Here is a 9,959-nt window from a genome sequence, read left to right on the forward strand (position 1 = left end):
GGCTTTGTTGCATAAAGATGTATGAGTTAAAGCTATCCTAGGACTACTCAAATTTAAGTTACAACTCGGGTACGAGGACGACCTAATTCTGTAAATTTATTAAGAACTGCAACACGTGCATGAATCTCATTCACTTGGCTGTCGAAGTTCCTTGAACTGAGTTTATCCCCTAATAGTTTGATGCAATGCATTTTGGTTTCTACCAAACTACGCCGATGATACCCAGACCATTTTTTCCAAATCGATCTTCCAATGCATTTGACTGTTTTCAACAATTCATTCCGTTCTAAATATCTCGCTTGTTTATCTTTCCAAGGCTTTGCATTTTTTCTTGGAGGAATTACTGCATGTGCTTGTCGCTCTGAAATAACCCATCTACAACGTTTTGTGTCATAGGCTCCATCCGTATAAACAAAATCAATCTGCTCATCAGGTGGAATTTGATCAAGCAAATCTCCAAGTACCTGCGAATCACTAACATTGTTTGTAGTCAACTGGACTGCCCGTATTTGCAATTTTTCAGCATGAATACCAATATGTAGTTTACGCCATTGGCGACGATATTCTGGCTGATGTTTCTTACGTTTCCATTCGCCTTCACCTAAAAACTTTAATCCAGTGGAGTCAACAAGTAAATGCAATCCCTTACGACTTTTTTCATAACTAATCGCAATATCGATGTGCTTTTGTCTTCGACAAATGGTTGTGTAGTCTGGAGCTGTCCAACTTAAACCACATAACCTAATCAGGCTTTGAACAAAACCTGTAACCATTCGTAAAGAAAGTCGAAATAGAGATTTGATCATCAAACAGCATTGAATCGCTGTATCAGAATAAGTTTGATTTCGACCTTGTGTACCCTGTGGCTGGGCATACCATAGAGTTTTAGGGTCAAACCAAATCAAAATATTTCCACGATTGATTAAGGCTCGATTATAGGTAGACCAATTGGTTGTTCGATATTTTTTAGGTGTAGGCTTCTTCATTTAGGAATTATAGTGTTGAATAAGCCTGTAATGATTGGTTTGTGCAACAAAGCCATGTGATCCTAAAAGAGGGCTGACCCTAAAGTATTATTTCAAAAAAAATCCGAAGTGGTATTATAGAAAGCGTAAGCATCCGGAAAAACCCACTTAAAAATATATCTCATTCAAAACAGTGCTGAATATAAATTTCAATATAATCAGTATAAGCAGTTGATTCTGGAACGAGATTTTTTAGGTGAGGAAAAACAGTTTAAATATTCTGAACAAGGTTTATTGGTCGAACTACAGCAACCTCATATTAAAACAATATTTGGCTATGACGATGCTATGCTGGTCAACTGAGCCATAAACAGATCTGGGCATGTGTAAGGGATCGCATTTAATGTTCAGGACATGGTGGGTTTTAAGTGTAATGACCTCTATCTACCGTGAAACTGAACGTTTCCTTGTCAATGACTTAATCCAGCGCAGTGAATATAACAATGTGGGTTTATTGAGTTCATATCAATAGTTGATCAAAAAAGCTCACTAAGTTTTTTAGGTATCTATCCAGACCTAAGGAATTTGTTTGCAGACTCATTTAATTGTGAGCTATCAGTATGATGTTCAAATTAATCCTGATCATCCATTGCATTACTATAAAATTTTACACCAAGTTGAATACGATCTCGGCCATTTTTCATGCGCCAGCGGTTAGTGTCTCGCAGTGAATAAACACAGCCACAGTATTCTTGTTGGTAGAATTCTTCTTTTTTGCTAATTTCGAGCATACGAACAGCGCCACCACTTTTACGCCAGTTGTAATCCCAATAATCTATGCCGTCATAATGAGCAGCAGCGCGATGACCACAGTCATTAATTTGCTGCATATTTTTCCAACGTGAAATACCCAATGAACTGCTGATCAGACTAAAACCATGTTCGCTGGCATAGAGTGCTGTACGTTCAAAACGCATATCAAAACACATTGTACAGCGGATTCCTTTTTCAGGTTCATTTTCCATACCTTTAGCACGGGCAAACCAGTTGTCAGTATCGTAGTCGGCATCTATAAACTCAATATTGTGTTTTTCAGCAAAGCGGATATTTTCCTCTTTACGGATAAGATATTCTTTGACTGGATGAATATTGGGATTATAGAAAAAAATAGAGTAGTCAATACCAGACTCAATCAGCGTTTCCATCACCTCACCAGAGCAAGGTGCACAACAAGAATGTAATAACAGTTTATCGTGGCCAGAAGGTAGGGAAAGTTTTTGTCGCTCAAGTTTTGACATGGTGCTACTACAACAATACGATATGACCCTACAGTTTAAGCTGAAATGATCAATGAAAGTCAGTGATTTAGCTGAAAAATTTTAAGTTAAACTTGACTAAAATTCAGTTTGTATTTGAGAAATATGAGGTCAACAGTATAGCTGACCTAAAATAAGCTGCTGAGAGATTAACCCATAGATAAACCATCAGCGTTTACCATAAATATCACACCAATAATAAATAGCGTGCAGTAGATACAAAACCAGAGAATTGCACGTTTAAATGCCTTGTCTGAGATTGAGCTATCTGCATATTTCGCTGGTTTTTTGTTGTCTTCTGAGTTGCTGTTCATGATGAATGCTCTATATAACATGGCTGATTTTGGCATTATCTGATGCTATACATAGAAAATGTAGATACAAAAAACAAGAAAAAAACTATAACAGATAAATCCGACTAAACTAATCTGTTATAGTTATACGAGTGGGTTGAGATCCGATAACATAAGATAAATAGCAGCATTTTTTACGATTACCAGCTGTATTTCAAAGCCAATCGAAAGTTACTCGGTGGACCAAAATAACTGTTACCCGCAGCTAAATAATACTTCTCATTGAATAAGTTATTCACATTTAGGTTAACGCGTAGTTGCTCACTAATTTTATAATTAGCCATCAAGTCGACTAGGGCATAACTGTCTTGAGTAAAACGTGTATTGTTGGGTCCCATATTGTCAGCGTAGATTTCACTTTGCCAACGTAAGCCTATTCCAAGTGTAAGTGCATTGTTGAGATAAGGTAGAGTATAGCGACTAAATAATTTGGCCATATTCTTAGCAATGTTGGTATTGATTCGCTGGCCATATTGATCAGTTGATTGGTTATGCGTAAAACTTGTGGAGATTTGCCATGCATCGCTGAGCTTTCCCACAGCTTCAATTTCAAAACCTTCACTTTTTGCTGTTTCTGCATGATATGCCTGACGGCCATTAGGAGTTTGAACGTCTTCGAGTATCACCGCTTTGTTTTCTTCATCTGTGCGATATATAGCTGCTGCAAGGTTGAGTTGATTGTCAAGTAAAGCCGCTTTAATCCCGATTTCACTACTTTTTCCAATGACAGCATCGAGATAATCGCCATATTCAGTTTGGACATTTTGTGGAGAGAAGATCTGTGTGTGACTGATGTAGCTGGTTAAAAAATCGTTAAAATCATAACTGATCGCCAAATAGGGAATCAGCTTATTTTTTTCTTGTTGCTTTGTGATGTTAAAACTGTTGTCTTTGTAGCGATCACTTTTTAAAGTGCGTTGCCAGTCTTCGAGTCGAGCACCCAACATCAGGCTAAATTGCTCAGTTAGCTTTAAACGAGTTGCTGCAAATATTGATTGACTCTGCTCTTTAATATTATCCCAGCCATCGATTTGGGTTTCAGGTCGTTCAGGAGCCAGACCATCCCAGAGAAAAATATTGTCAAGCTTACCCTCCCAGTGCATATTATTATTCCAACTCGCATAAGTAGGTTGTTTACTGTGACTTCGACTATAACTGGTGCCAATAATGAGGTCATGAACGAGATTAAAAGCGTCAAAAGAGCCAGTTAAACTGAGACTAAATAAGTCTTGTATGGGCTTGTGTTCCCAGCGTGTGGTATAGACTGTGGCGCCTTGACCTGTAATCGGGTCAATCCCATCAGCAGAAAAAGCATAGCCGACAAGTTCGTTTGAATGCGTGATCGTGCGCGAACTCATTGCTTTTATTTTCCAGCGATCAGTGAGGGCATGTTCAAGATCAGTAAATAACGCGGTTGCACTTCGTTTAGAGTAACTCCAGTCTGCAGCTGCAGAGCTCGAACGTGACCACGGGATTAAATGACCATCTGTAGCATATGAAGGTAGGCCACTGCGTGCAATACCATCTATATCAATATCTTGATAACTTAGGCCGAGACTTGCTTTACCATGGTCGCCAAGGTCTGATTCAACTACGAAGTAAGCTACTTTACGGTTCTCGTGATAACGATCTATATAACTGTCCAAATCTTGATAGGCCAATATCGCACGACCTCGTAAAGATCCAGTATCGTTAAGTGGGGAAGAGATATCGGACTCCGCACGATAGTTTTCCCAAGAACTCACTGCTGCCTTAGCTGATGCTTTGAAATTTTCCAGCGGTTTTTTACGCACCATGTTGATACTGGCACTTGCTGCCCCTGAACCGGTCATTAGGCCTGTAGCCCCTCGAACAATTTCAAAACGATCATAAAGTGCAGTGTCTTGGCTTTGAAAAATACTGGCGTATGAACTGAGCAGTTTAATGCCATCAAGTAGATAGTTATCTATCTGTTGGCCACGTGCGTAAAAGGGTGAGTTATCACTGCCAATATTACCAGCCTGACTGACACTCAGCCCGGCAGTTTGTGTAATAACTTCACTTAATTGGCTAAGGTTTTGGTCTTGTATTTGCTGATGAGTAATGACACTTACTGATTGTGGGGTATGTTTTAAGCTGAGTACAAGTCCTGTTGATGCAGATGTCGCACTAGGGGTGTAAGCATCATTACCCTCAGTGGATAAATTAGGATTTTTTGATGCATTGAGTGTGATCGTGGGGAGCTGAATAAGTTTGTGTTCAGTGTTATTGTCTGTGATGCTTGGAGTTGTTTCTTCTGCACTTTCTTGCTGCAAGTCTGCATGATGTGCTGTTGTTTTAGCCTTGATTTGAATGCTATAACCACCACTGCTGAGTTTTATGGCTTCGAGTGAGTGAGGTGCGAGTAAACGATTCAGCGCCTGATCTATTGTAAAACTTCCTCTTATTCCGCGACTAAAAAAGCGTGCTAATAACGTAGGGTCATAGCTAATACTCACTTGAGTTTGCAAGGCCAGTTGCTGAATCGCCTGATCTAGACTAATTTGTTGAATATGAATTTGCTGTGTCGTCGCTGCATACACTGTGCTGACTAGACATGTTGCTGAAGTGCATAAGGTCAAGGTGACAGCGCGCATAGCCAGACTTAATCTTCGATGGGCCCAGAGAGGTTGCATATAAACAGATCCACATTGGTGTTTAATTTACTCGTCGGTTGAGCAGTAAAATCAGCTCATTTTTTGTGTTTTTAAATCATTAATTGCGGGATTTTTCAGCAGTGATATGCAATAGATACGGCCCATAAGTCTTCAACTGCAAATGATGTGTATAGGCGATGGCATCTAGGCTTTGTTGAATGTTTTTGAGTGAAAATACACCTGAGACAGGGATATCTTTGAGTTCATCAGCCAATAGATACTGACCACTGCGATAACGGTATAATTCAGCAATCACTTCTGAGAGTGGGCGTTTTTCGACTAAAAGCATGTGCTGTGTCCAATAAGGACGTTCATGATTGAGACTTGCTATTTCTGCAACATGTCGAGCATTAAACTGCGTAGTCTGACCTTGCTCAATAATGTAACGCTGAGTGAGGACTTTGGGATAGATTGCAACAGCATGCTGATAGACCTGAACTTGAGCAGTATTCTCTTGTTGGCGCACATTAAATTGTGTACCTAAAGCCTCAATTTGCCCCTCACGTGTTTTGACCATGAAGGGGCGATGTTGTCGGTCTTTTCCAGTCGTAATATAAATTTCACCTTGTAATAGCTCAATTTGTCGTTGACTTTGGTCATAATGGATATTAATAGAACTATTGCTGGCCAGCGTAAGTGTTGTGCCATCTTCAAGTTGTAATTGTTTGATTTCACCAACCACACTACGTTGATCAGCTTGCCAGATTGCCCAAGGGAGTTGATAAAGCAGTCCTGCTGTTGTCATTAAGGCCATGAAACCATAAAGACAATATTGTTTAAGTTTATGATCTAACTGGTCATGCGTTTTGAGCATGTGTTCACCATCTAGATGCTGTGGAAGCTGGGCAAGACCTTGGCTCAATTGACTAAACTGAGCAATCGCTTGCGCATGCTCAGGATCTGCAGCAAGCCACTGTTGATACTGCTCTTGTTCAAGCGCACTCATTTCACCTGAATGTAAAATTACTAACCAATCACAAGCTTGATCGATGATTTCTTCAGAAAATGTATGGGGTTTTGGCATGTGTGCTGTGATCAAGGGAGAGTGGTGTTATTGATGATAAACACGGATACAGGCTAAAAAAGCCAGTTTCATATCACGTTTGACGGTTGCTTCAGAGATTTGTAAATTCTCTGCAATACTGCGGTAGTTCCGTCCGTCAAGCTGAGACATTAAAAAGACTTGAGCAGCGCGAGTCGGAATACGCTCTAAAACCAGTTGTACTTGATACAAAGTCTCTCGAATACACACCTCATGTTCAGCAGAAGGAGCATATTGTTCAGGCATTTGGCTCAATGCTTCTAAGTACAACCGCTCTACATGCTGATGGCGCCAATGATCAATGATCACGTGTTTAGCAATGCCCATTAACCACGCTTGAGGCTCTTTAATATCGAGAAAACTGTATTGACTCTTTAAAGCACGATAAAACACTTCTTGACTTAAGTCTTCAGATTGGTGGTGGTGCTGAAGTTTATGCTTAAACCATGAGAGTAATATGCTTTGGTGTGTTTGATAAACATCATTAAACCAAAGTTTTTTTTCGAGCTGTGCATCCATAATGAGGCCTTTTGGCCAATAAATACTAAAAATATTTACTGGGAAAGTATTGCTGTACCTTAACTAATGCTAATAGTAATGAGAATGATTAGCAAAAACAATAAAAATGTTTACAATACCCCGACAAATGGATGAGCTTTTTTTTAATTTCATCCGTCTTAGAAGATGTAGGCAGATTAAAACTTGGGTAAAAGTCTGCGCAAATAATGGCGAAATGCATGGTGAACGGTATTCATGAAGCTGGAAAATCTCAATTTAAACGAAAATCTTCTCTATCGGCTACAAGTCCTTTGCCGTGTTGTATTGGCCAGTATTGTGGGTTTTGCGATCGTAAATTTAGCGGCTGCTGTTATCGGTTTAATCTTCACAAGTCAACAAGCTGTGGCGACATATAGTGGGATGCTACTGAGTTTTGTGCTGTGGTTAATATTTATTATTGCAATTTTTACCATTAAAAAGACACGCCATACGGTGTTGTTGAGCGGCATTCTTGTGGTTGCTTTAAGTGCAGTGGTCTATGGATTAAAACAGTGGGGTACTGCATGAAAGAGGGTTTCCGCCAGTGTATGGCTTGGCTACATACATGGACTGGTTTGGTTGTTGGCTGGATTTTATTCTTTGTTTTCTTAACAGGAACGGCAGGTTATATCCAACTTGAACTCACGCGCTGGATGCAACCCGAACTGCCTTTACGTACTCAAGTGATTCCTTCACAGCAAGAACAGTTTAATCAGGCCAATCAGTTTTTATCACATAGCCCAGACGCGCTAGAAGCGGTGCGTTGGCGTGTTGATTTCCTCTCAAAAGATCGTGGCTCAGAACAATTACAAGTCAGTTGGTCAATGCCTACCCCAGAGGGTAAACGCTTTGGTCCAACCGAAACACGTTATCTTGACCCAGTCACCGGTCAGGCGACAGCCCAAGTGGAGCCACGTGATACAGCAGGTGGTCGCACCCTCTATCGTATGCATTATGCTTTGCACTATATTCCTTACGATATTGCGATTCGAATCGTGGGCGTATGTACCATGTTGATGTTTGCAGCCATTATCACAGGCGTCATTACCCATAAAAAGATCTTTAAAGACTTCTTTACCTTCAGACCCGCCAAGGGGCAGCGCTCTTGGTTAGATGTCCATAATGTACTCAGTGTGATCGCTTTACCGTTTTACATCATGATCACTTATAGTGGCTTGATCTTCTTCTTAAATGCTTATATGCCTTATACAGTGCCGATTGTTTACGGTCAAAGTGAAGAAGACCAAGATCGTTATTTTAATGAACTCTATAAAGAAAGTTTTAGTCGTGGTGGTAGTGCTAGGGGTGAACAACATAACATGCAGTACAGCATGCGCTATGCAGTTGATGTTGCTCCCTTATTAGCACAAGCACAGCAGCAATGGGGCACATCGGGTGTCTCAAGTCTAAATATTTATGCTGCGCAAGGGGAAAATCCTGCCCGTGTTGAATTTTATAAAAATGAGTCAGATAGTGTGCAACGTAAACGTACTGCGATGCATTTTGATCTATCCACGGGTAAAAAAATCAGTGACAACACCATCAATACAGATCCTGGTGCTTTAGTTTTTGGACGCAGTTTATTGGGATTGCATGAAGGGAGTTTTGCTTCACCTGTTGTGCGCTGGCTTTATGTCTTAAGTGGTTTATTAGGGACAGCGATGATCGCCACAGGTTTAGTGCTTTGGACAGTCAAGCGCAGACCTAAGCAGATTAAAGCAGGAAAAATGTCTTTTGGTCATAACTTAGTTGAACATCTAAATATCGCCATGATTGCAGGTTTGCCCTTGGCAATCGCCGTGTATTTTTGGGCGAACCGTTTAATCTCTGCAACTTGGGCTGATCGCGCCGCATGGGAAGTGCATAGTTTATATATGACTTTAGCGTTGTGTTTAATTTATGCCTACTGTAGGCCGATTGCACGCGCGTGGTTTGAGTTACTTTGCTTGGCCGCTGCGGCTTATTTACTGCTGCCTGTTTTAAATGCCTTCACCACAGAACGCCATTTGTTGGCGACAGTCCTGCATGGCGATTATGCCCTAGCCAGTGTTGATTTTGGTTTTATTTTATTCGGGAGTCTTTTGGCATGGGCTGCATATGCCGTATGGCGTAAACGCAATGCAATTTTAAAAGCACCAGTCAAGAAAAAAGCAAAAACAGCATCCAATGTAAAAACGGATGAGCCGCAATCAAAACAACAAGGAGAGTCATCATGAGTTTTGTCTGGGTTCCTGTTTTGGCGGCATTTAGCTGTATTTATTTGGGAATGCTCGCACTCAACTTGGCGATGGATCGAAATGCCAAGTTAGTGTTTCAACAAAGTTTTAGTTCACAAAAAAATCTGATTTTACGTTGTCTAGGTTATATCGGATTAGTGTTTGGTTTGGGTCTGTGTCTCTATGTATGGGGGGCAGCCATTGGTTTTGCAGCTTGGTGTGGGATTTTAACTTTTGCTGTTGGTCTATTAGTTTTTGTGCAGAGCTATTATCCCCGTTATAGCCTGCATTTGGCCTCAGTATGGTCAGTCTGTACTGTCTTGGTATGTGCAGTCGATCTGATGGGGTGGGTATAAATATGCAACATGAGTTACAACTTCCGTCGCAGAAAAAGCACAAAAGTGGCCGTGCAAAATGGTGGATTATTTTCATCCTATTGTGTGTGGTAGCTTTAGCTGCATGGATGTATTGGAAAAAAAATCAAGTTGCTGAACAGCGCTATAGTCAATGGGCTAAACCTGTACCTGTGCGAGTAATTAGTGCTGTACAGCAAGATTTAAATATTGAACTGAAGGCGATGGGAACAGTGATCCCAGCCAATCAAGTCAATGTACAAAGTCAAGTTTCTGGCGTATTGCAACAGATCTATGTACAAGAAGGACAAGAGGTTAAAAAAGGGCAGCTGTTAGCCCAAATAGATCCTGCGCCTTTACAGATGACGCTGCAACAGGCCATTGGAACTTTACAACAAACAGAGGCACAGCGTTCGCATGCGCAAAGTGAATTGGCACGTTTTGAGCTACTGTTTAAGCAGGACTCGATTGCTAAGCAACAAGTCGAACAACAGCAAAGTTT

General features: G+C 40.7%; 12 protein-coding genes. 6 read left to right on the forward strand and 6 right to left on the reverse strand.

The features are described 5' to 3' along the window. Positions 1 to 53: 53 nt before the first annotated feature. Positions 54 to 986, reverse strand: a complete 933-nt coding sequence (locus Aru01_RS02480) for an IS5 family transposase (RefSeq protein WP_016656021.1) — start codon at positions 984 to 986, stop codon at positions 54 to 56. Between the two features lie 210 nt (positions 987 to 1,196). Here Aru01_RS02480 and Aru01_RS18585 point away from each other — a divergent pair, with 210 nt between their 5' ends. Next, on the forward strand, positions 1,197 to 1,328 hold the full coding sequence (locus Aru01_RS18585; RefSeq protein ID WP_255209862.1) for a hypothetical protein: 132 nt from the start codon (positions 1,197 to 1,199) through the stop codon (positions 1,326 to 1,328). Positions 1,329 to 1,368: 40 nt separating this feature from the next. Next, entirely contained in the window at positions 1,369 to 1,497 is a 129-nt protein-coding gene (locus tag Aru01_RS18590; RefSeq protein WP_016656022.1) for a hypothetical protein, read from the forward strand. A 100-nt stretch (positions 1,498 to 1,597) separates the two neighbouring features. On the opposite strand, the gene Aru01_RS02490 is transcribed toward Aru01_RS18590, so the two are convergent. From Aru01_RS02490 to Aru01_RS02505, 5 genes are all read right to left on the reverse strand, one after another. After that, positions 1,598 to 2,263, reverse strand: coding sequence for an epoxyqueuosine reductase QueH (locus Aru01_RS02490; RefSeq protein ID WP_016656023.1), 666 nt, complete (start codon positions 2,261 to 2,263; stop codon positions 1,598 to 1,600). A gap of 167 nt (positions 2,264 to 2,430) precedes the next feature. Continuing rightward, entirely contained in the window at positions 2,431 to 2,595 is a 165-nt protein-coding gene (locus Aru01_RS18440; protein WP_016656024.1) for a hypothetical protein, read from the reverse strand. 179 nt (positions 2,596 to 2,774) lie between these two features. After that, on the reverse strand, positions 2,775 to 5,288 hold the full coding sequence (locus Aru01_RS02495; RefSeq protein ID WP_016656025.1) for a TonB-dependent siderophore receptor: 2,514 nt from the start codon (positions 5,286 to 5,288) through the stop codon (positions 2,775 to 2,777). Positions 5,289 to 5,367: 79 nt separating this feature from the next. After that, on the reverse strand, positions 5,368 to 6,333 hold the full coding sequence (locus Aru01_RS02500; RefSeq protein WP_016656026.1) for a FecR domain-containing protein: 966 nt from the start codon (positions 6,331 to 6,333) through the stop codon (positions 5,368 to 5,370). Positions 6,334 to 6,360: 27 nt separating this feature from the next. After that, on the reverse strand, positions 6,361 to 6,870 hold the full coding sequence (locus tag Aru01_RS02505; protein ID WP_016656027.1) for a sigma-70 family RNA polymerase sigma factor: 510 nt from the start codon (positions 6,868 to 6,870) through the stop codon (positions 6,361 to 6,363). A 234-nt stretch (positions 6,871 to 7,104) separates the two neighbouring features. Here Aru01_RS02505 and Aru01_RS02510 point away from each other — a divergent pair, with 234 nt between their 5' ends. The 4 genes from Aru01_RS02510 to Aru01_RS02525 all read left to right on the forward strand — a co-directional run. Next, positions 7,105 to 7,416, forward strand: coding sequence for a hypothetical protein (locus tag Aru01_RS02510; protein ID WP_016656028.1), 312 nt, complete (start codon positions 7,105 to 7,107; stop codon positions 7,414 to 7,416). Further along, positions 7,413 to 9,104 (forward strand): PepSY-associated TM helix domain-containing protein, encoded by a 1,692-nt coding sequence (locus Aru01_RS02515; protein ID WP_016656029.1) that lies wholly within the window; start codon positions 7,413 to 7,415, stop codon positions 9,102 to 9,104. The genes Aru01_RS02510 and Aru01_RS02515 overlap by 4 nt, the downstream gene beginning before the upstream one ends. Further along, positions 9,101 to 9,460: a DUF3325 domain-containing protein gene (locus Aru01_RS02520; protein ID WP_016656030.1), complete on the forward strand. Its 360-nt coding sequence runs from the start codon at positions 9,101 to 9,103 to the stop codon at positions 9,458 to 9,460. Before Aru01_RS02515 ends, Aru01_RS02520 begins: the two co-directional genes overlap by 4 nt. Before the next feature lie 2 nt (positions 9,461 to 9,462). After that, positions 9,463 to 9,959: biotin/lipoyl-containing protein (locus Aru01_RS02525; RefSeq protein ID WP_042111117.1), on the forward strand; the 497-nt coding region annotated here is incomplete at its 3' end.

Source organism: Acinetobacter rudis, from assembly GCF_000829675.1.
Lineage (GTDB): Bacteria > Pseudomonadota > Gammaproteobacteria > Pseudomonadales > Moraxellaceae > Acinetobacter > Acinetobacter rudis.